This window comes from Marseilla massiliensis, from assembly GCF_023336985.1.
Classification (GTDB): domain Bacteria; phylum Bacteroidota; class Bacteroidia; order Bacteroidales; family Bacteroidaceae; genus Prevotella; species Prevotella intestinigallinarum.
In genome coordinates this window covers 90,878-112,284 of the sequence record NZ_JAMBLP010000013.1, presented here as the reverse complement: position 1 = coordinate 112,284, position 21,407 = coordinate 90,878, and the positions used below count along the sequence as shown (strand labels likewise).

The 21,407-nt window shown below is 40.4% G+C and carries 20 protein-coding genes; 11 read left to right on the top strand and 9 right to left on the bottom strand.

Annotated features, from left to right (window positions below; all coding sequences use genetic code 11):
* From M3089_RS10290 to M3089_RS10275, 4 genes are all read left to right on the top strand, one after another.
* Positions 1-1,243 (top strand): phage integrase SAM-like domain-containing protein (locus M3089_RS10290; RefSeq protein WP_249083915.1); only part of this gene is annotated, 1,243 nt, incomplete at its 5' end.
* 126 nt (positions 1,244-1,369) lie between these two features.
* Positions 1,370-2,347 carry a hypothetical protein gene (locus M3089_RS10285; protein ID WP_249083913.1) on the top strand — a complete coding sequence of 326 codons (978 nt, stop codon included), beginning with the start codon at positions 1,370-1,372 and terminating at the stop codon, positions 2,345-2,347.
* Positions 2,348-2,611: 264 nt separating this feature from the next.
* A complete protein-coding gene (locus tag M3089_RS10280; protein ID WP_249083911.1) occupies positions 2,612-2,977 on the top strand; it encodes a helix-turn-helix transcriptional regulator in 366 nt (121 codons plus the stop codon).
* Between the two features lies 1 nt (position 2,978).
* Complete coding sequence (locus M3089_RS10275) at positions 2,979-4,634, top strand: DUF3987 domain-containing protein (RefSeq protein ID WP_249083909.1); 1,656 nt, start codon at positions 2,979-2,981, stop codon at positions 4,632-4,634.
* Between the two features lie 333 nt (positions 4,635-4,967).
* On the opposite strand, the gene M3089_RS10270 is transcribed toward M3089_RS10275, so the two are convergent.
* The 9 genes from M3089_RS10270 to M3089_RS10230 all read right to left on the bottom strand — a co-directional run bounded on the left by M3089_RS10270 (position 4,968) and on the right by M3089_RS10230 (position 14,891).
* Positions 4,968-6,872 (bottom strand): DEAD/DEAH box helicase family protein, encoded by a 1,905-nt coding sequence (locus M3089_RS10270; protein WP_249083907.1) that lies wholly within the window; start codon positions 6,870-6,872, stop codon positions 4,968-4,970.
* A gap of 405 nt (positions 6,873-7,277) precedes the next feature.
* Positions 7,278-8,351, bottom strand: coding sequence for a BT4734/BF3469 family protein (locus tag M3089_RS10265; protein ID WP_249083905.1), 1,074 nt, complete (start codon positions 8,349-8,351; stop codon positions 7,278-7,280).
* Positions 8,352-8,497: 146 nt separating this feature from the next.
* Positions 8,498-9,322, bottom strand: coding sequence for a hypothetical protein (locus M3089_RS10260; RefSeq protein WP_249083903.1), 825 nt, complete (start codon positions 9,320-9,322; stop codon positions 8,498-8,500).
* Between the two features lie 182 nt (positions 9,323-9,504).
* The gene (locus M3089_RS10255; RefSeq protein ID WP_249083901.1) at positions 9,505-10,650 is read right to left on the bottom strand and encodes an RsiV family protein; all 1,146 of its coding nucleotides are present in this window, start codon (positions 10,648-10,650) and stop codon (positions 9,505-9,507) included.
* A gap of 58 nt (positions 10,651-10,708) precedes the next feature.
* Positions 10,709-11,128 carry a TM2 domain-containing protein gene (locus tag M3089_RS10250; RefSeq protein ID WP_249083899.1) on the bottom strand — a complete coding sequence of 140 codons (420 nt, stop codon included), beginning with the start codon at positions 11,126-11,128 and terminating at the stop codon, positions 10,709-10,711.
* A 6-nt stretch (positions 11,129-11,134) separates the two neighbouring features.
* The gene (locus tag M3089_RS10245) at positions 11,135-11,860 is read right to left on the bottom strand and encodes a hypothetical protein (protein ID WP_249083898.1); all 726 of its coding nucleotides are present in this window, start codon (positions 11,858-11,860) and stop codon (positions 11,135-11,137) included.
* Positions 11,861-11,884: 24 nt separating this feature from the next.
* Positions 11,885-12,976 (bottom strand): SPFH domain-containing protein, encoded by a 1,092-nt coding sequence (locus M3089_RS10240; RefSeq protein WP_249083895.1) that lies wholly within the window; start codon positions 12,974-12,976, stop codon positions 11,885-11,887.
* 307 nt (positions 12,977-13,283) lie between these two features.
* Entirely contained in the window at positions 13,284-13,925 is a 642-nt protein-coding gene (locus M3089_RS10235) for a hypothetical protein (RefSeq protein WP_249083892.1), read from the bottom strand.
* A 717-nt stretch (positions 13,926-14,642) separates the two neighbouring features.
* On the bottom strand, positions 14,643-14,891 hold the full coding sequence (locus M3089_RS10230; protein WP_249083891.1) for a hypothetical protein: 249 nt from the start codon (positions 14,889-14,891) through the stop codon (positions 14,643-14,645).
* A 174-nt stretch (positions 14,892-15,065) separates the two neighbouring features.
* On the opposite strand from M3089_RS10230, the gene M3089_RS10225 reads away from it, so the two are divergent.
* From M3089_RS10225 to M3089_RS10195, 7 genes are all read left to right on the top strand, one after another.
* Positions 15,066-15,233 carry a hypothetical protein gene (locus M3089_RS10225; RefSeq protein WP_249083889.1) on the top strand — a complete coding sequence of 56 codons (168 nt, stop codon included), beginning with the start codon at positions 15,066-15,068 and terminating at the stop codon, positions 15,231-15,233.
* 144 nt (positions 15,234-15,377) lie between these two features.
* Entirely contained in the window at positions 15,378-15,515 is a 138-nt protein-coding gene (locus tag M3089_RS10220; RefSeq protein WP_249083887.1) for a hypothetical protein, read from the top strand.
* Between the two features lie 33 nt (positions 15,516-15,548).
* Complete coding sequence (locus M3089_RS10215) at positions 15,549-16,550, top strand: DUF3871 family protein (protein ID WP_249083885.1); 1,002 nt, start codon at positions 15,549-15,551, stop codon at positions 16,548-16,550.
* 122 nt (positions 16,551-16,672) lie between these two features.
* The gene (locus tag M3089_RS10210) at positions 16,673-17,446 is read left to right on the top strand and encodes a Sak single strand annealing protein (protein WP_249083882.1); all 774 of its coding nucleotides are present in this window, start codon (positions 16,673-16,675) and stop codon (positions 17,444-17,446) included.
* 31 nt (positions 17,447-17,477) lie between these two features.
* The gene (locus tag M3089_RS10205; protein ID WP_249083881.1) at positions 17,478-18,410 is read left to right on the top strand and encodes a hypothetical protein; all 933 of its coding nucleotides are present in this window, start codon (positions 17,478-17,480) and stop codon (positions 18,408-18,410) included.
* A 131-nt stretch (positions 18,411-18,541) separates the two neighbouring features.
* Positions 18,542-20,122, top strand: a complete 1,581-nt coding sequence (locus tag M3089_RS10200) for a hypothetical protein (RefSeq protein WP_249083880.1) — start codon at positions 18,542-18,544, stop codon at positions 20,120-20,122.
* Between the two features lie 122 nt (positions 20,123-20,244).
* Positions 20,245-21,219 (top strand): zinc-binding metallopeptidase family protein, encoded by a 975-nt coding sequence (locus M3089_RS10195; RefSeq protein ID WP_249083878.1) that lies wholly within the window; start codon positions 20,245-20,247, stop codon positions 21,217-21,219.
* The last annotated feature ends 188 nt before the right edge of the window (positions 21,220-21,407 follow it).

Genomic DNA, 21,407 nt, shown 5'->3' with positions numbered 1-21,407 from the left:
GAAAGACGGCCAAAAAGTTGACGGAACGTACAATGTAAAACTCCGATTCACGCTCAATCGTAAAGTAAAAAGGTTGTCTACAAGTCTGTTCGTAAAACCCGAAGAACTGACAAAGACGGGTGATTTTAAGAAAAACACAAAGATTTATAAGGAAATTGAGGCTCTGCTTACGGCTTACCAGAACAAGTGTAACGCCATGCAGACAGACCTTAACCACTATTCTTTGGAGCATATCTTTAAGTTGCTGAAGTTTGGAGAACAGAAAGAAAAGCAAATAGACTTCATCGCTTTCTCTCGTGAATGGCTATCCCGTGCACCGTTGAAAAGAACTGAGACTTATGAAACTGCAATAAGGTCGGTCATGTCATTCATTGGCAGGGAGCATCTGAACATATCTGAAATTAACGTTGCTTTCTTGACCAAATATGCTGAATATCTGAAAAGACGAAGCGATGAAAGAAACCGCAGGCTGGCAGCATCGGGTAAACGCATACCATCTAACAGGACGGTTTCTATGTATATTGGTTGTATCAGACATCTGTTTAGGGAGGCACAAAGGCAATATAACGATATAGAAGATGACCTGTTGCTGATACCCCATTCTCCCTTTGACTATTTCCGAATACCACGCCAGGAAGCAACGAGGAAACGTGCGATACAACCCCAACTGATAAAAGCCATTTGGGAACTGCCATATAAGAATAAGGTGAAAGGAGCTAAAGGAACTTGCCGATATGATTTGGCCAAGGACTGTTTCATCATTTCATTTTGTCTTATGGGCATGAACTCCGTTGACTTGTACAATGCCAAAGAGTTTACAGACGGCAGGATAATCTACAACCGCACCAAGACAAAGGACCGCCGATTGGACAGTGCAAGGATGGAAGTAATTGTCCCAAAGCTGATATTGCCCCTGATAGAGAAATACAAGGACAAGACCGGCCAGCGGCTTTTCAACTTCTACCACTACTACGCCGACCACAAGGCATTCAACAAGGCAATCAACTACGGCCTGAAGGAAATCGGTCAACAACTCGGTATAGACGACTTGGAATATTACGCTGCGAGGCATTCATGGGCGACAATAGCCTTGAACAAAGTGGGCATTGACAAATACACAGTCCATGCAGCCCTCAATCATGTCGATGAATCAATGAGGGTAACGGACATTTACATTGAGCGCGACTTCGTTAACGAGAACAAGGCCAACGCAAAGGTTGTAAAATATGTGTTCGGAGGGTAATAAAATGTCAGTGTTCTGAAATCAGATGTTTTTAATCATAATGTTTGTTAATTTGGAATAGTTGTAAACATCGTTTTATTATTTTTACACATTGTTATCTTCATACAAGCAATAAAAATAACGAATATGGTAGACAAGTTAACCGAGAGACAAATTACAGACATTGCTAAAAATGTCGTTAAAAAAGTCGTTGAGAAAGATGTCATGCAAGTGCTTTATGTCTTAAAACTTGAAGACTTGTGTTACAAACTAAAGCGTGCAATCATCGATAAGGAATGTATGTTGCCGGAAAAAATATCATTTGAACGTTACTTGCATAGGCTGATGAAGGTTGATGATATCATATATACAATGAACCTTTTACACGAATGTTGGCTTTATGCATATCCAGCCTTTCATTTTGATTGCCAGCCAAAAGACACGATGTCCCAAGAAGATATGCTGGATAAGGCTTTAAATAAATTCAAACACATTGAACCTTCTGACGATGAAGACGGTGATAGGAGCAACGATATAAAAGTATCAGATTACGATTTTGTCAAAAACGAAGTTAATAAGCATAAAATTTGGGCTTCACATATAATCAATTATAAAAAATTCACCAACCTACCTAAAGAGCGGAAAGAAGAATGCTTGGACTATTTGGACTCGCTATGGAATACTACCAAGGTTGTTTGTGAAAAAAAGAAGATAGAGTTAGGAACAGGCTTTAGCATAAACTGTTTTCTCATAACACCTTTGTCTCCAAACCAAATCAAGGCTGTATTCAATGCTGTGTCACAAAAAGGATGTGTTAGCGGAGATAATGATACGGAATCTACGTTCTTGGCTATGTTCAATCAGACAACAAATGCTGTTGAGAATAAAATAACGTGGCTGGAAACCACTAAATCCCAAGCTCCTAATTATGCCATGCTTTACACTATGTTTGAAACCATGGGTGTAAAAATGACGGAGTTTGAGAAGATCATAATATGTCGGTTCATCAGGACAACAGAGGGTGATATCAAGCCGGAACAACTGAAGACGAGAAAGAGCAATCAAAGCAAGCAGTTAAAAGACTTTGAATGCATGATAAAGGGTGTTGTAAAGCAATCATCATAAATAAGACATTGTCACGCCTTAGGCACATTCAAGTCTTATTATTTTTTCAAGCGGTACAGTTATGTATCGCTTTTTTGTTTCTATGCTATATGTGTTGTCCCTATCCCCCTATGATAAAATCAATTGAGAAGTGTGTGATAACATTCTTAATGTCAAATCGTTACCACTGCTTAGCCCCATCGTGTCCCAATCCCCTATATGTCCCAATTGCAAATGTAATCAATACATTTTACCTTCGCGGCATAATTTAAAAATTTTACTATAATGAAGACGACCAAGACAATGACTATCTTATTAGGAGTAGGCGTAGGAGCAATACTTCTTAAGAAATGGTTGGACAATAAACCATTGAAGGCAGGCGTGGTGAATGAGAATGCGCCAGTATGTAGTGATGAACCATGTAGTGTATATGCCAATGTTGAAAAGGTGCATCGTAAGACTCGGAAGTGTATAACTAAGCGAATGGTACGTGAATGGTCAAAGTTGGTGAAGCAAGGTGTTACCAGAAAAGATATAGCCCAGATGTATGACGTATCGCTTGTCAGTGTAAATAAACATCTTGCGAGTGTCAAAAAGAAAACAGCTACTAATGCTGATATGAAAAGTAATAAATTTAAAATCAATAAGTAATATGGGAATTAATAATATGAAAAGAAGTTCTATGCAGCAACCAAATAATTGTTGTAATGGAAACAACGGGTATGTATCGAATAACAACAGTGCAGGAAAAAATAATAGCACTGCTATATGGTGTGCTGCAATTACAGGAAGTTTGGGTCTTGTAACAAGTTTAATTCTTTTATTTGCAAAATCAAAGAAGAAAAATGAACACGAAGACAAGAAAACTCAGAACAAGATGAAAGTTGACGACCATAAGGCGAAAGTTGATATACGGAAGCATGAAAAAATCAACAAGCAAGATCTGGAACTCTATCGCGCAAAGAAAGAAATTGACCAAGAATATAAGCATATAAACAAACGGACTGTAGACAAAGTCCGCAAAATTTCCTTATGCGAGTGGCAAGATGTGTTCAGTTCGAAAAGCCCCATGCCTGAGTATTCAGCAATTCCGCATTTAGCTACAATACTTAACTGTTGCCCAGAAAGTTTCAGACAGGCAATGCTTATGCACATATCATCTATGTATGGAGGATTGTGTTTTTCAAAAGTTCGTGCTGAGTATCTTGATGGCAAAAAACAATCACCGAGCGTACAAGTCGTAATAGAGGGCGCACAAGGTTCAGGTAAAGGAACGTTCAACGATATATTCAATTTGTTGTTTGACCGTGTCATAAAAAATGATAGCCAAAAGCTGCAAGATGAAACTTTTGACAAGATCATACAGACTACAGGCATAGAAGTTTCAAGGACAAGATTTCAGACGATGCTGGCTTCAAACAAGGGTGTGCACATATACATCATGGAAACCGAGATTGATGCAGTGAATGAAAGTATCAACAAGAAAGGCGGGATTTCAACAGAACTGTTACGCAAGGCATTTTCCAATGAAAAAATTACGCAGGACAGTATGAATACAAAGTCATACGCACGTGGGTCGTTCCCCGTATATCTGAATTATACATTTACCGGAACGCCAAAGGCTATAGACCGCTTATTCAAAGAAAGAGATTATGAGGACGGTACCGCGTCAAGAATATGTTTCGTTGTAATACCTGAGATTAGTGATAAACTATCCTGTTTCAATAAAATAAGTCCTAAAAAGTTGTCTGCCATGCAAGACCAGATAGACGAATGGCGTAAAAAATACTGTTACAAAACCGATGAAAATGGTATGGACATTCCTGCCACGGAAACAACAATAGACCTGTCGTATGTTAATAACGTACTTAAGCAATGGCTTGATACGATGTTCCACAGCAATGACAAAGCAAGGAAAGGAATCTCGCCACGAATCGCATGCATGGCTTTCCGCTGTGCCATGGTAATGCACATGATGGCCGGTTGTCCAGGCCCGAAAGAATGGAAAAAGAGGAGGCAGGTATGTGACTTGGCGGTTTACATAGCCAATTACTGCATGGAGCGTTTCCTCTACAAGAGCAGTCCTGACAAGGAACAACGGCTGGAGGAACTTGCACAAGGTTCACATTCCGTAATAAAACACAAACGCAATCTTACTGACGAAGAGTTGGAATACTGGTACAACCAACATGGCAAAACTGATGAGAAAGGTAATTTCATAGGCTATGGAACGATTGCCAAGAAACTGGGCATGGAAAAAGACGATGTAAGAAACGCCTTGAAAAAGTATGGGAACAGCCTAAATTGATTAGCAAAAAAAATAATTGCCACCCTCTATTGGGGTGGCTTTTTCATGTTCTTTTTTGAAGGTGTAGACTTGTCTTTCATGGGGTGTAAACTGTCATTCGGAGGGGTGTAAACTGGGTGTTATGTGTCAATGCCATCTGTCTTTATCACGCGACTTAATCCATTGTTACACAGTGTCTTACTGCCATAGAACCACATTCAAATTATATAAAATTGACGGTTTACACCCCTGATTTTGCAATATACGGCAGATTGCACGGTGAAAGGCGGCTAAACGGAGGACGATTTGCGGTGTTTTACAAGGCGGTTTACGGCATTTTACAACACGGTGAAATTATGGCAGTATCAAGTAACCTTCTTTCCTGTTGCCTTCGTCATCGGTAATCATACGTTCCTTGACATTCATGTACCTTTCAAGTTCGGCAGCCTTTGCCTTCTTCCCTACAAGACCGAGGCTGTCATAGATTTGCTGGAGGATGCTTTTCACCTTGGGCTTTGTGTAGAAGTTGCCCACCGTAAACGTTTCCCTGCACTTCTGTATTATCGGCTCATGATTGCAGTAATAGTCATATTCCTGTTCAACTTTCTGTAAGTCGAAGTTAAGGCGCACAAGTTCATTGTAGCCCAACATGTTGAACCATGAATGATAGCGTATGTCGATGAACGGGTTTTGCAGAATGAACGAGTCAAAACAAGGATATGTGTAGCGAAAATCTGAATAGCCTTTGAGCCTGTCATTGCCTTTTGCCGAGTAATACCAAGTTTCAAAGTCCTTCACCTTCTGCGGCTTTACGTTCATCGTTATGGCCGACTGTATGCTTGTTGTCAGTTTGCAGGAATGGGAGTAATAGTGAGTGCGTTGCCTCCATTGGTTCCATTTTGCAACCTGTACGAGAGTGTTTATCCCGAGCGTCTGCCTTCCGTTCATTTGCAATACGTCAACATAATCGTCAACGAACATCTTGTCTTCAGCCCTGTCACGGACCAGTTTTACCAGCCTTTCCTTCATCGAGTCAGGAGCGCTGTTGAAGTCGTTGATAAACCGCTCTGTTTCAAGTTCCATCGCCTTTTGTTGTGCCTCGAACTCCGCCTTGGTCATACAGTCCGGTTTTGTCTTGTAATATATGATAGCATCGTGTCGGAATGGGTTTATGTCGAGCCTTTGCCTACCGAGTATCTGCGGTATGTCGAGCATTATGTCCAAGGTCTGCCACTCCTTACCAGCGTTGATGAATACGAAGGTCATTGCGTTTGTTGAGTAAAAATCCACTCCCTCGAACGAAGCCTTGGTACAGAACGTGAATGTCTTGTTACATGGATTGTCCCTGTCCGTACACAAACCTCCAGTCTTGAAACCCTTTGGCAACCCCGATACTTTCCCTTCGGAGCACAATACCGTAACCTCGTCGGGCTTAAGGTTGTTCTTCACGATTATGTTTATTATTGACCTTACTTCATTAAGGAATATGCAGGCCTCCGTTGAATAAACTACCTGTCCGTTTACCACTTTTCTCGCAAAATACCCGTTAGCCCTGAAATCCTTTATTAACCTACTACAGATTTTCTCCGCGCTCTCGTCCTTCTTCATTTGTATCTCCCTTACGTTTGGTTCTTCAAGTACGTCAGGGTCCCATTCAAGCTTTATGTACGGAAGGCCATTAAATTGCGGAACAAAGTCAAGGTACATGTCGGGGATGGGTGTCGCGGAAAGGTAACAGATGTCTTTAGCCTCGTTGTCAAGACGGATGAGGAAGTTCACGTCGGTTGTTCCCTTGAAAGTAGCGTCACCCATAAGGCACTGGAACTCGTCAACCACGAAAAGGAACCTGTCTATAACGCCGCATTTTTCCAATACGTCAATTACTTTTTCGCATGAATCCAATGTTACGAGTATCTTTGCAGATTTCCTGTCGGTGAACGGTGTGCTTCCGCAATAACTTATGTAACTGTTCAGCTCCGACATCAACCTCTTTATGTCTTCCGCCACTTTACCGTTGCTTGTATAATGTGAGTGGAAGAAGAATGTGTCTGGGTGTTGTTCATGCTTGTCTTTCAGTGCCTGCAAGCGTGGGGATATTATTACCACGTCGATACTTGAATTCAAGAACAACGATGTACCTCCACATCCTGTAACGGTCTTGTTGAGTATGAACTTGTTGAATTGTCGCAAGTAAGGAAGAAGGTCTGTGTCTTCACTCATGTACCTGCAACCTTTGGGCATATCATAATATTTTTCCATTTTTCTATCTTTTAAATTGTTATTGTTGTACGTTCCACCAATATTTACAATGTTAACGGAACGCATTGTTGTTTTACTTTTATTGTTCATTTGCTTAAGCGGCGCAAGCCTACTTCAAACGAAAGAAGAAAGATGTTGTGGCTTAAAGTTCAATCCATAAAAAGCTGCACATTGGTTATATCAAAGTTAACAGGATGCAACTGTTTTACCATTGGATTTCATTGTATTTAAGTATTAACCGGTATTCAACTAAAAAAAGCTGCACATAAGCTACTTCATGGTTAACAGTATGCAACCTTTTTTCTTTCAATATGGTACATATATAAGTATCATCCCTTATTTCTGGAAAAAATCCTGCATCTCTTCTCTCTTTCGTAAGATGTAGGTCAACGCCGCCTGAGTTGGTTATCCATTTGTTCCATTATAGTTGGACACCTGCCTTCGGTTTACCTTGGGCTTCATCCCCTGCAGTGTTTTTTCACTGTTCACCTTGTTTTTTTTGTAAAACGTAAAATCAACAGTGCCGAAGTTGTCTTTCTCTGTCTTGTAGGCATTGGTTACATGGCCTGTTATTTCATCTTCCGACATTGTATCGCTTTCCCAGCCCTTGATGAAATACTCCAAAGCCAAGTCCTCGTCAACTCCCCATCTGCAAAGTTTACAAGCCAAATAGAAGATGCTGCAAGCCCTGTGTCCTTCCTGCCAGTATTCGGGATTGTTCCTTTTCCAGACAGAGTTCATTATGCCTATTTTACTCTTGTCCGATTTTCCCTTTCCTGTTTGGGCATAATGGTTCGTAGGTTGTGCTTGCCTTATTTGCTGTACTTGGTTGATTGGCTTTATTGTCGGCACGTAATGGTAAGGCACTGGATTGGGGTTTGTCCAGATGTACGGATCATAGCTAAGGTAGTTCCTCCTTGCCAAGTCCCTGCAACTCGTGTCAGGGTTTACAATGTTGAACTTATCCAATAGCTGCCCGTACAAGTCCCCATGCATTGCCGGGTCTGCATTGTCGTGAAGGACCAAAGCCTTAAGCCCATCTCCGCCTGGTGTGACAAAGACACAGCAGACACAGGGAATCATTACAAGCCTTCCCCATAAATGCCCCATCTCATTAGGGGTTTGGATGTTGTCAAAGTCCATAGCCGTAATGTTTGAATATTGCGTAAGATGGTGCCTTTCCACTTCCGAGAACAAGCCATTATAAGCCACGGCAGGCAACAGTCTTTCTTTCCACGCTTGTCGTTCGGCCTTTGTTTTAAAAGTCCTGATGTGCTCTACAGCCTGTTTCAAGGTGTACTGTTTATATTCACAATCATTCATCAGGATATCTCCTTCCCTGATGATTTTCACTACATCGTCAACTGTTCCATAACCAAGGTTGAACTTTGTGCAGTTGATTCGCTGGGTTAATGTTACATGTTTCATAAAAACTGATGTTTCTTGATTTTTTGAAACTAATTTTTTTACTTTTTCCATAATATTTCTTTTTTATACACAAGTAAGAATTTGGGGGCTTCATATCCCCTTTTTGTCATTTTACGGCGGATAAGAGCCAGGCATAAAAGAATGCCGCCAGGATTATTCCTCCTGACGGCACGTTCCCCTTGTATTGTCCACCCAAATCAATATGCCAATTTCAGCTTTGCATATTGTGGCGTTATCTCGACGCAGGCTGTCTTCATGTGGCTTGCGCCCAACTTCCTTGCCGACTCCTTGTAGCTGTCGATGAAACAATCCGTGTCGATGAAGGTGTTGAAATAACTTCCAAAAGGTACGCTTGGATATGGTTCCGGCATCATGAAGCCATTTAGTCCCGTGCCTGTTATGGTATCGGCATCGGCAGAGTTTATCTTGTCTTTCTTGACCAAGTCCTGCAATGAAGTACGCTCGAAAATGAACTCGAATTCATTTTCCTTTGGATTGGCAACAGAGAAAACAACCCTGCGCTCATTTGTAACACTATCCAACTCATTCTGTATCTCCTGTTGGATGTTCATAATGGTGTCAGGTTCAATCTCACGAACCTTGCCCACTAAAAAAACTTTTTTCTTCATACTTTTCTTTATTTTTTGTGAACGTATTATTAAGTTTATACCGTAGTTTCTTTTCAGGTATCCGACAAGTCCTTTGTAAGCGTCACTGCGTTTCCTCTCACGCGGACATACTCCAAGCATCACCTGCAAGGTCGTTTCGATGCAGAGTCCGGTCATGAACCGGTCTCCGTATTTTGCTTTCAATGCGTTGATGTCGGATACATATCTTCCATTGCCTGTTTTTTCGATAACATCAGGACAAGTCTCTTTCGTATTATCAACAACCTGACGCCCCGGCAAGCCTTCTGAAAAACAACCGAAGAGCATATTCAATAAATTGACCATTGTTATTTTTCTTATTTCAATGAAATTTATGTTTCCCATTTCAAGAGTAAGGTTTTCATGTATTCTCAAGCGCGTTTTGTTTTTTCAGAATCCGTTACACAGTTTCTAACATTAAATATTGTTTTCATCAGAGATAAGGTTTTGACACCTGTTCAAGCGCAAAACGTCATTTTCAGACAAATAAAAAACGCACCAAGAAATTACTCCCGATGCGTTAGCTATAATGTCAAATGGATTTATCTCAACATGAATTATAATCCTATTGAGTTCTTAAACGAATCTGTAAGAACATCTGCCAGTTCATTATAACCAAAATAAATTTCTGGTTGACCTAAATAACCGGCTCCAATACTGTACTGCGGAAAAACAAATGTAATGCCTGAATCTGACAGAACAAAGTTATCCGGCAGTTCCTCAGCTTTTGAATCATATTGTTCTGATGAAGATATGCGTTGGTTGACAATATCCAACATAGCAGTATAATTATCTGTTATATCGTTTATTCCTAATGCACGCTTTAGGTTTTTATCATAATAAATATAAATATTGTTCGACACGATTGCAGCACCTGCTCCACCTCCCAAATCGGCAAACAGATGGGCCTTAAATACATATAAATCATTAATTTTTTGTAAGAATTGTATTTCTACTTTACCCTCCGTACATCCCTCAAAGAATTTTGCAATACAGTGTTCTATACTATTATAATTACTATTAAATACTTTTTCAATAATTTTTTTTTGTAAATCTGTTATGTCATCGATACCTGACATTGCAACAGGCCACTGTATATCTGCCTCATAATTTTCTTTACGTTCTTTGATATTTTCAAATTCAAAATTGTCGGGCATTTCTTTTTCTTCTACAGCAGCATAATCGGAAGGCACTGTATCTACAGCAGTAGAATCGAAAGCTATTGAATCAACAGCAGATGTATCCACATTCCAGTTTTGTTGCTTACTTACATTGTCGCTTTTATTTAAACTCCAAACTAAAAATGAGATGACACCAACAAGTACGATAATAATAATGCTAATGCCTGATTTGGAATGAAATAATCGGCTAAAAGCATTAGCACCAATATTCCTATTTCTACCTGTTTTTACTTTCCTACCAGATTCTTTTTTATGAATTTCCAAAGTAGCAATTTTTGGATCAAAATTATAAATGCTTTCGTATTCAGCTTTTTTCTTACGTGCGTTAGATATATCTCCTTGTTCAATACATTCTTTGATAATGTAATAATACTTGTCAGTTATTGACTTTTTACATACTTCGACCAATTGTTCTTCTTTTAGAGATAACTTTTCATGAGAATTTATCAACATGGCCAAAGCTGTTTCATAATCCCCTTTCCTGAAAAGGGCCATAGCTTCCGAATATAGATTTTCACTCATATCATTAAAGTATTATACCCAATTAATTCTCACTTATCTTCAAATCTAACAAATTACATCAATAGTTATATTTTTGATCAAATTCGTCATCACTCATTGTCAGATATATAATTCCTTCTATCAATCCTAAGATTGTCGGAATCCAAGACCAGCAAAAAATTAAATAAAGTATTCCGAGCCAAGCATGTCCCAAGTAAAATTTATGCCACCCTAAACCTCCAAGCACAATTGCATACGCCCCGGCTACGCCTCTTTTCCTGTCATGTTTCTTCTGGTTTTGCTCATGATGAACATGCTTTTCCTCTCCTGAAACATATTCATAATTTGTATGCACGTCCTGCTGTGTTTTAGGCTCTTCATGTGATTCATTTTCCTCTATTTTAAACTTTGTCCCACAATAAAGACATTTTGCGGACGTTTCATCAATCATTGAATATTTATTTCCACCACAATTCGGGCATTTAATTTCTTTCTCCATAATTTCTTATAATGATGTTTTTATTGCCGTAACATAATTGTTTAATTGCTCAATACGGTTTGTTATTTGCGACCTTACGCTTTCTGTTTCGCAGCCATCATGAGACAATTCCTGTAATAAATTCTTTATGTCTTCCAAACGACCGTTTGCTTCGCTTATAAAGTTCTCGTTTCTATCAAGTTTCACAGAAGGAATGCTTGTCATTTTATCCAATACTATCTTTATAGAACGTAGTGTTTCATCTTTCCAGATGGAATTATCTAAAGTCATAATAGACTGAACACTTAAATAATAATTGTCCAATGACTGATGAAAATCTTTTCTGTAAGCAGAAAGGGATTTTTGTCTTTTTCCCTCATCCGACATTACGTTACCGCCAACAGACACCATTCCGAAAGCAACAATGAAAACAACACTTACGGCAATCATCCCTATATATAATATGTCAAAGTCGTCTTCTGTTTCAATGAACAGGCTGTATATCACAGTCCACAAGAAAAGGACAACCGCATAAATATCAAGAATAGTGGATACAGCCTCATTCTTAAACGTCAAGAGCCTTGCATTTGAAAGAATGGGGATATTTGCCAGCAATATAAGTTCACAGATACATGTTGTTATTACATTTATATAAAACAGCTTTGTATGTTCATCAAAAATCAGATGAAATATAACTATCGTGCCTATCATTACACACAATAGAATCAAACCTTGTATAATTTTGTCTTTCATTTTTTTATGCTTTTATGTTAACCTTTACATTGACGAAGGAGGTGGTGGAGGTGTCAACAATGACAGCAGGCGGGCTATTTCCGGTTCATTTCCGGCGAAAACCCATTCTTTTCCTCCAACTTTATAAACGTATGTGGTGTTTACTATCTCCTTGCGCTGTATCATTCCTTGTATGACATCCATGGAGTAAGGACCAACTGTCTGTCCGTTTTTTGCCACATAATATGACGACATGGGTGGTGGGGGCGTGGCAATACCGCTTTGCCTTATTGAATCTGCCACCATATTGCCTATATTATTACCCATTCCAAATCCCATACCAATTCCCATGAAAGTTCCGACACCCTCATTGCCTGCTGCTGTCTGGGCTATGTCTATCTGCTTCTGTTGCAGATAGCTTACACCCAGTTTGCTCAGTTTGGCTTGTTCGGCTATACCTTCCATTACAGTTTGGTAACCTTTGTCATTTTCATCGAAATTAATATCTTCGAAGTTGAAATTCAACAGCTGTACACCGTATTCATCGAATGTTGCCTGAAGTTCTTTTGAAACAACCTTTGACAACGCCTTGTATTCAGAGCCCAAGTCATTAATGGTAAAATTGTTTTCCTTCATGAACTTTGCTATGGAAACCTTCACTGCTTCCACTACGTCCACCTTGAACTGTTCCTCTATCAAGTCAGTGCTTGCAAAGCCGATGGTACCAATCAGCTTTTTCAGGAACAAGCCTCCATCTGATATACGGATTCCGTATTGTCCTCTGGCTGAAAGTTTGATTGGTATTTGAAAATACGGATCAACCACACGCAGCCCACCGGTCCCCCATAGCATATTCCTCTTGTCGAGTTTGCTGACAAACCACACTTCAGCCGTAAAAGTAGTGTCTCCACCGCTTGGTATGTTTATAAGATGCTGAAGGATTGGAAGATTTGCTGAAGACAAGACATGCCTTCCGGCTGTAAACGAATCGCACAGCGTTCCGCTTTTATAAAAGAAAGCCTCCTGACTTTCATTAACAGTCAATACGCTGCCCATCGTTACGTTATTGAACGGGAACTTGTAAACCAGTTCTTCTTGGTTGTTTTGTTCCCAATAAATAGATTTTATTATAGCCATAGTATATTGTTTTCCTAATCTGATCCGATATAAAACGTTATTATTACCTGTTGGCGGAATTATTAGTACTTTCTTATGGTAGGAAGATTACGGTTTGTTGCATTTTTATGCTTCTTACTTACGGTTCCCGCCCGCTTCCGACAAGTTTGCAAAAGGTTACCTTTTGTAGTGCTAAAGGTTACCTTTTGACAGGCGAAAAGCCGTGTCTTGCAAGCTTAAAGGTCATCATTTGAAACTGTAGCCATCGTTTGGCTGCTAAAATAATTCCGCCAACGGGTTATTATTATGTCTTTTTAAAACAATGTTATTACCATTCACCATGTATGGCCTCAAATAATATACCTTTATCATACATATATTCTCCAAACAACCCTTGAGAGCCATAAGGCACAATAATATGATTATCTTCCAGATACATTTTATATTGTTCGTCAATAACACCCACCAATTTAAAGGAGGCCTCTTCCGCATTACGGACTCTGTAAATGGCTGTTTTCATAACACCCATCGTCTTATCGCTTAAAGATATCAGGACTTCGTCTTTTCCGTCATTATCCAAATCAAAATAGGATGTTTGTATAAAGCAGTTCTTATTTATATTGCCTTCCGCATCAAAAAAGTCCTCAGTATTAAATTGTAATAAATCTACGCCATATTTTCCCTTCATTCCAACGACTCTCGTTCCGTTAGGATGGTCTGCACCGACAATTATGGTTTCTTTTTCTCCATCCTTGTCAAAATCTGCATACAAAGTTTTTTCTTCGTAAATATCCTTCCACGAGCTTAAAATAAAGTGATTATTCCCTAATACAAATATACCCTTATTTTCTTGCGGATATGTATGTATTTCTTCTTTTACTGACAGAGTACATCCTTTTGCTGCGTCTTTACTGAAAAAAGGAATAAGCAATAAAACTATAAATAAAACAGAGAGTCGTATTGTTCTCATAATTCTTTCTTTTTACTGCCTATAAATCCGCCAAAATTCAGCTGTTATACTTGACGTTACCATACAGAAAAGGCGCGGACTTGATTATCGCTCACGCTCTCATATTCTCAGTATCGCCAAACACTGTCACCAAAAGAACGGAAGAAAACAATCACCCCACGCCGTAACGATATGACGACATGGACAGAATTTCTCTTCCGTCCACGTTCATATACGAAAACAGCAAAAGGGGCATCCTTCACTTGTGTTCTTTGGTGATTCTTAAATTTGGCGATTTTAGAATAAAGAACTAAAGCTCAAATGCCTTTCTGTAACTCCGGATTTCTCCCCGAAGCCGTTGGCAAATTTAGCTATTTTTTGTGAAGTTGCCCCATAAAAAGATGATTATTTTCTTCAAATATAAGGAATTTACGGTTTTTCAGACGTAAACGGTCACCGTAATTAAGAATATTTTATTGTTCAAACATATTGAAGGATACTCTTGCAATATCATTCCTCTTAAAAACCGCCATTATCATTATTTTGCATGCCAATATAACCGACTGTTTTTCTGTTTAACACTTCTTGACAAAAACATGTAGCGGACTTCAATTTACCGTTAATATACATGTCTTCTAAGAGTAAACTGTCTCAGAAGCCCTCAAAGCCTTAATAATGAGGGATTATGATACACAAATATCACCCTTATCCGACAGCCAAGAAAACAGCTGGTTCGGATTATCGTTCGGCTTGTGGAAAGAGAAAAAGAACAAATTCATAGGCTGAACACAAATTAGGCAAGAGGCACCACGGATGAAGAATTTGTGGAAAAGGCAACCAAGAAAAAGTTGTCAGTTTAAGGTCTTGGTGACGAAGCGTATGACCTGCTTTTACCTCATGTGTAGATTTTTGGAAGTACGTGGAACCTAAAGCAATGGTCGGGACATTTGGTGAAGAACCGGGTGTTTCGGCTTTTTTTATTTTCATCACTTCTCACCTTCGCTTTACCTTTTTACCATTTTACTTTTTTACCTTTTCATTCTCACCTTTTTACTTTTTTACCTTTTTACTTTTAATTTTTTCCGTCTGAGAAACCCTGAAAGCCTTAATTGTGTATTAGGAAAACATTTATTATTAATCATTTTAAACAACAAAACAATTATGGAAATCAGGAACATTTTAAGGACAGGTTACAAAGTATTGGTAGTAACCGTGACTTTAATCGAGGCCATTGACTTGAGCAAAAGTCTCATTGGCAAGTACAGGAACAAGAAAACTACCGCTTCATTGGATACGGTAGCAGGGACAAACAGCGTTGAGAGTGCTTAAGGGAAAAGACCTAGACGTTCTGATTAATCTCTTCGAGGGAATAACAACGCTCTTGAAGGGAATAAGGAAATTACAGGGGGTAATCGTGAAACTTTATGAATCGCGAAAGCCCCCTTAGTTTTTCACCGTTTAAACCAAATCAAAATGAAAAAGAAGAACAAGACAACAACGAAATGCAGCATCGTTCCAATCAATGACACAGCTGCAAACCGACCGGACAACAAGGCTAAAATAATAAGAATGCCCCAAAGTCCGGTCCTTTATTTCTTCAACATCGGGTAAATCAATTGTAAAACCAATAAAAACATAAATAAAATGAAGACAAACAACAACGACCAACAGACTATAACCATGCCATTAGAAGGTGAGGTTATGACGAATGACGGTGGAGGTAAAAGACATCCGCACTTCATCGAGAGCAACACACAAGAAATATCGCTTGAAGAACTTACGAAAAAGAACATCATACCAACGTTCAGCGATAATTCATTGACTATCAGCCACCAGAACTTCATATCAGCTGTTACAAAGGTGGCAAGCAATGTGTTCGGGGAGCTTACGCCGGTCGAGTTAAGGGTTTCACATCCCATCATCGGTCGTATTCCATCTGCCCAGCACAAGAAAGCATACGAACTGACCGAAAAAGAAAAAACAGTATTCTATCAAAGGATAGCTTTCTGTTGCCACGTACTGAACCTTACAAGGACCATCAACGGCCAAACAGTTAATCTTTGCATAGGTGGGGTGAGAGCCTATAATGAGGACAAATTATACAGCAGGAAGTCGGCGATGAAGTTCAAGGTGTTCGTAGGCTGGCAAGTAAGGGTATGCTCAAACCTAATGCTCACTTGCGACGGTTATTCGGGTACTATTGAATGCTTGACCGAGGCTGACATAATGCAGAAGACCTTTGAGCTGTTCGGTGGTTTTGAGCCGGGGATGGATAACACTTTACACAGTCTTGAAGATTTACGGACAACGCCAATATCCGAAGAACTGTTTTGCCAGATAATAGGACGGATGAGGTTGTACCAGGCATTACCCATGAACAAGCAAAAGGAACTGCCACAGCTTATTGTTGGAGATACGGCTGTAAATGCTATGGTAAGGAATTACGTAACCAACCCTGATTTCGGAATAACAAGCGGAGGGGACTTTACTTGCTGGAACCTTATGCAGTTGGGAAACGAGGCGGTCAAACAAAGCTATATCGACAAATGGCTTGAGAGGAACCAAAACTGCACCGACTTTGCGATAGGGATACAGAATGCAATAAACGGCGAGGACAACGAAGGCTATTCCTGGTTCATCAACTAAGGAAACGGCTAAACAAAATCACTTACAAGAGGAGAGATACACAATAAAAATAAGAACAAGTGTGTCCCTCCTTTTTTGTTTGGTTCAACTTAAATCAATAATAACTTTAAAAATATAGGACAATGACAAAAACAAGATTTGAAAGACCTGTATTACCGAAGGACGCAACAGACGAGGAAAAGAGGAAAGCAATGTTCGACGCCCTTTATTCACTCGACCTATCCGACAAACTTGAAAGACGGGAGAATGACAAACTAAGTTATTTGTCTTGGGCAAACGCATGGGCTGAGTTCAAGAGGGCATATCCGGACGCAACGTACAGGATTATCAAGGATGCAAATACCAACCTTCCTTTCTTCAACGATTCTGCTATTGGAATCATGGTTTATACAGAGGTTACTGCGGATGGGAAAACTTACGAAATGTGGCTGCCAGTGATGGACGCAAAGAACAAGGCGATGAAGGAACAGCCATACACATACCAAGTTTACGACATTTACAAGAAGGCCTACATTGAAAAGACGGTACAGGCAGCAACAATGTTCGATGTCAATAAGGCTATAATGAGGTGCCTGGTTAAAAACTTGGCAATGTTCGGATTGGGACTTTACGTTTATGCAGGAGAAGATCTGCCAAATGATGAGACCATGCCTGTTGAGAAGGAAGAACAGAAAAAGCAACCAACAAGGCGTTCAAGGGCAATGACCCCTTCACCGACAGCTGCGACACCCCAACAATCCACTGACAAGTATTCGGGGATAAGGACTGCCCTTTCACTATGCAACGACAACACTTCCCTCATGAACCTTTACAGACAGCACCAAACCGAAGTGGAGGGTAACTCTGAAATAAAGGCACTGTTCACCGAAAGGAAGAACCAGTTGAAGGCAGCATAGTTTGCAAATTAAAAATTAAAAATCAAAGGAAATGAAAACAGAAAGGATTGAACTGAAAGACAGCGGCGTTCTTTTCGACAAGGAGCGTCACGAATATTGGCTGGGAAACAGACAGCTATCGGGAATTACGGGAATGCTGCAAAGGCAACTGTTCCCTGATGAATTCGATGGGATACCTGACACCGTAATAAAAGAGGCTGCAAGGTACGGAACTGAAGTTCATGAGAGTATAGAGCTTTTTGATTCAAGCTGGATAAACGACGGGACACAAGAGGTACTGGACTATATCAGTTTGTGTCAAGAAAACGGACTGGTACATGAAAGGTCTGAATACACGGTTACTGACGGGGAGAACTGTGCAAGCAACATAGACAAGGTTTACAGAAGCTCGGATGAAACTTTTTCGTTGGGCGACATCAAGACTTACGGAACAATGACACCGGAGAAGCTGGAGAAAGCAAGGTGGCAACTCTCTATTTATGCCTATTTCTTCGAGCTGCAAAATAAGGATGCAAAGGTTGACAGGCTCTTTATCCTTCATATCCGCAACAAGGCAAAGGCAGACGGGGCATTCGACCACATAAGCAATATCATGCCGGTTGAGAGGATACCAAGTGACATCTGCAAGGAACTCTTGGATGCAGATATAAAAGGCGAGCAGTTCATTAACCCTTATTCCATCCCCGAAAAGTACAGGGAGCAGGAGGACTACATCAGGCGGCTCATCCAGACCAAGAACGAAACGGAGGCAAGACTGAGCGAAATCAAGTCTGAAATCTTGGAGGACATGGAAAGCATGGGAGTGAAAACATGGGATACAGGCACAATGCGGTTGACGAGAAAACTTCCGACCACAAGGCTATCGTTCAACGCCAACAAGTTCAAGGCTGACCATCCTGAGCTTGACTATTCACCATACGAGAGGACTTCAAACGTTTCGGGCAGCTTGCTTATTGCTGTATAAGAAGAAAGATAAATATAACCCACTAAACCAAGGGCGGGGCATTTCACTGAAAAACAAATACAACGGTGAAGTGTCCTGCCTTTTTTCGTTTTATCAATTTCATGTTTAATCATTAAAAAACAAAGAAAACTATGTTATACTATAATTTTAACGGATATGAAGAGTTCCGCTACCGCTTCGGGATAATCGAGCATGGCAACGGTAAGAGAACAAGGAGGAACAAGATACTCCTCGACTTCATCAAGGACAAGCGGCTATTGCACGAGGCTGTGGAAAACGACGACTTCTCGCTGCTCAACATAACCAACATGGCCGACCTCAAGAAAGTAATGTTTGCAAGGATAATGGATTCAGGCGAGGATGACAAGCTGCCTTACGAAGTGCTCCTCATAAATTACAGCTTCCGCTCAAGCAAGTACGAAACTGACATATACAACGGGATATGTGTGGACGGAGATTCACGGGCTGTCAGGTACATCAACCACGACAACGGAGGTAAGGTATTCAAGATGAAGGCAGGAAAGTTTATCAGGCATTTAATCATGGAGACATCATTCGGAAGGACATTACCCGAATCTGTCATTATCTATTTGCAAGAATGCTTTACACAGGACTGGCAGGCATTCTCCATTTCATCGCTACCGAAAGAAAACAGGCTGTTCGTTGATGATAATTTCGGTGGCATATACGACTCAAGTGAATGTGAGGGAGATTTCTACAGTTGCATGACAGACAAGGGATACCACACCTTTTACCGTGACTCAGTGGATGCAAGTGCCGCCTATTTGAGGAACAACGAGGGTAAAATAATAGCGAGGTGCATAATCTTCAACAAGGTCTACGAGGAAGGCACAGGCAAAATCTGGAGGCTTGCGGAGAGGCAATACTCAACGAACCAGGATGACAAACTGAAACGTGCCTTGGTGAACGCACTCATCATAGGCGGTTACATTGACGGTTACAAGCAGGTAGGTTATGATTGCCATCATTCAAGGGCGTTTGTTGACATATATGGGAATTCTTTGGAGGACAAGAGGTTTTACATTGACTGTAGCCTTGAGACTGACGACACGCTCTCTTACCAGGACAGCTTCAAGTGGTACGACATGTCAGAAGGAAGGGCATACAACTACGAGGCGAGCGGCTACGACTACGAGCTTGACACCACGGACGGAAGCATTGACGGAAACGATGACGATGAAAGCTATGACGAGTTCCACGACACATACGGTGATTTTGATACCACAATAGTAATGTACCACGGAAGGGAATACAGTTGCAGCGTTGACGACCTTGGCGAGTTCGTCTGGATTGACCCGAAGGAAATGTACTACCACGAAAGTGATGTCGACCGTTGTCCTTGGTGCGGCGAATGGTTTGTTAAGGATGACGGACACGAATCGGAGTTGACAGGAAACTGCTACTGTTCGGAAGAATGCAGGGAAAAGGCGGAGGATTGCTATATCTCCGAGAATTGGCATAGATGTGACTGGGACGGCAGGTATTACGAGCATGAAGAAGACTTGATAACATACAAGGCGCTGAACATTCTCTCGAATACCTACACTGACAGGACGATACCGAAAGCCCTAATCACCGAAGCCGTCAACAACAACGAGCTTTACTTTGTCAATGGTGTTTACTATGACGCTTTGGATGAAAATGGAAAGCCGTATAAGCCCGAGAGCCGGACAATGCTTACTGCCGCATAACTACTGAAAACAGGAGGAGACTATGATGAAAACCAACATAAAAAATCATGGTTTCCTCCTTCAATCTCTCTTCAAACAAAATTAAAATCAAATTCAACAACAAAACAAAAAACGTAAAAAATATGGACTTCAAATTATTAAAACAGCTTTATAAAATCCACTCTAAGTCAGGATACGAGGGCAAGATTATTTCCTTCGTCTGCAAGTGGATAAACAAGAACATACAAGGCGCAAGAATAGAACTCGACTGGAACACCGGGAACATCTACATAACCAAGGGAACATCAAATACATATCCCTGCATGGTGGCTCATTTGGATCAAGTACAGAAATACCACCCTACAGACTTCACGGTAATCGAAACTAAGGACTTATTGTTCGGCTTCAGTCCCAAGGATAGGAGTTTTTGCGGCCTGGGTGCTGATGACAAGAACGGAGTCTGGTTGTGCCTTCAATGCCTGCAAAAATTCGATTTCATAAAGGTCGCATTTTTCGTAAGTGAGGAAGTCGGTTGTATTGGAAGCTCAAAGGCAAACATGGAATTCTTTAATGACTGCCGTTTTGTAATACAGCCGGACAGAAGGGGAAACACGGACGTAATAACCCAAATCGGATTCATGGATATTTGTTCGGATGATTTCATAAAGGACATAACACCTGAAAAATTTGGATATAAACCGACCGAGGGAATGATGACCGACGTTGAACAGCTGAAGGAGAACGGACTAAATGTTTCCTGCATCAACATAAGCTGCGGTTATTATGAACCACACACCGACAACGAGTTTACCGATAAGAACGACCTGATGAAATGCTTAAACTTCATTGAGCATATAATCACACATTGCAAAAAGGTATATCCACATGAACCGGGAATGATGAAAGGATATGACTGCCAGTTGGTTTGGTGGGAACAGTACGAGGAAATGTATGAGCTTGTAAAGGAAGCACTTATATCAGACCCGACATTGACACCTGCAGACCTTCATTCATTTTACCATGATGAATACCCTTTGTTAGGATTGGATGACTTCGCTATGATATGTGACGACGCAATGACAGAACTCTACTACGAAAGGAACGGGGATGTCGCTTAATCGAATATCACACTCTCTTATATCACTGAATACCAACCAGTTAACACGAAGGAACAACCAACGATGCAAAAGACGGTAAATGGGGCCCTAAAACACGGCCTATTGGAATGCGAAACACGGTCTTTTACAAGCTGATTGACGGTCTTTTAGAAAATGGTGGGTATTTGGTGAAAATTTAATCAACAAAA